At 57.0% G+C, this 926-nt stretch carries 1 protein-coding gene; it reads left to right on the top strand.

Annotated features, from left to right (window positions below):
• Positions 1 to 302: hypothetical protein (locus DC522_RS35640; protein WP_205769939.1), on the top strand; the 302-nt coding region annotated here is incomplete at its 5' end.
• Positions 303 to 926 lie beyond the last annotated feature (624 nt).

Below are 926 nucleotides of genomic sequence, written 5' to 3'. Positions count from 1 at the left end.
GACCTGCTGCCCTTCAACTGCAAAAAACAGCCAGCCTGAACCCCGCCTTACGACGTGCACTGAAATGCGCACTTACGGCGTTCCGTGTGCAGGCCGCCAGTGAAAGCCCTCTCGTGACGATGGAGTGGCTCGAGCGGAATCTTGGCGATCCGAAGCATTGCGAACCGATCCGCATTGGCCCAGACCTCGCCAAAAAAAACCGACAGAGGTTTATGGCCAAACGCAGCGGCTCAAGGTGTCTGCTGCTTGAGGCAGCTCAATGTCAAGACAGAACAGGCATCACAATGGCTAGCCAACATTAGACCGTGTACGGAGACTGCGGTGGGTTGCGAACCGGAACATCACTCATGTCCACGGGGGCTCCCATTGTTCTTATGAGTCTTGGGCATCCTCTATGGGGTTGCTTCTCAGATCGTAGCCTGACCTGTTCGTTCCGCCGGGGCGCTGAGACTGGGCGGAAACGTTCGCTTGTCCAGCAGGCCAGTATCCAGATCGTCCGCGCGGGAACGATGGTACTGGCTTGGGTTGAGCCTGTAGTGGCTGTCCCCTAACGGCGTTCCGGCAACATCAGCACATCGCGCTGCACTTTTTCCATGCGCCGGGATGTAGACGAGCCTCCGGTGCCAGCCGCACCAGCTCGAGCCCAACTGGGTCGGTGCTCCGCAGCAGACGGCCCGTCGAGGATCGTCGGAGACGATGAAGGGATCTGTTGCAAATTCGGTTTCTACTTGTCTTTTACAACTGAGCTTCGAAGGCTCGTGACTGGAAAATCAACCACTTACGGTGACAACCAAAGCGCCAGAATGGCCCCTGAAATGACTATACTCGAAGTTTGCAACAGATCCCCATTCATCGCTAGACCGTCCACTATGCCCCGCTCCTGCTGGAGCAGTTCAATCTCCGGAAGCGAGCCGTCACCGGTAGAT

This window comes from Microvirga sp. KLBC 81 (assembly GCF_003075415.1).
In the GTDB taxonomy this organism is placed as follows: domain Bacteria; phylum Pseudomonadota; class Alphaproteobacteria; order Rhizobiales; family Beijerinckiaceae; genus Microvirga.
Note: the sequence above shows the minus strand (reverse complement) of the source record. Positions and strands in the feature narration are given on the sequence as shown.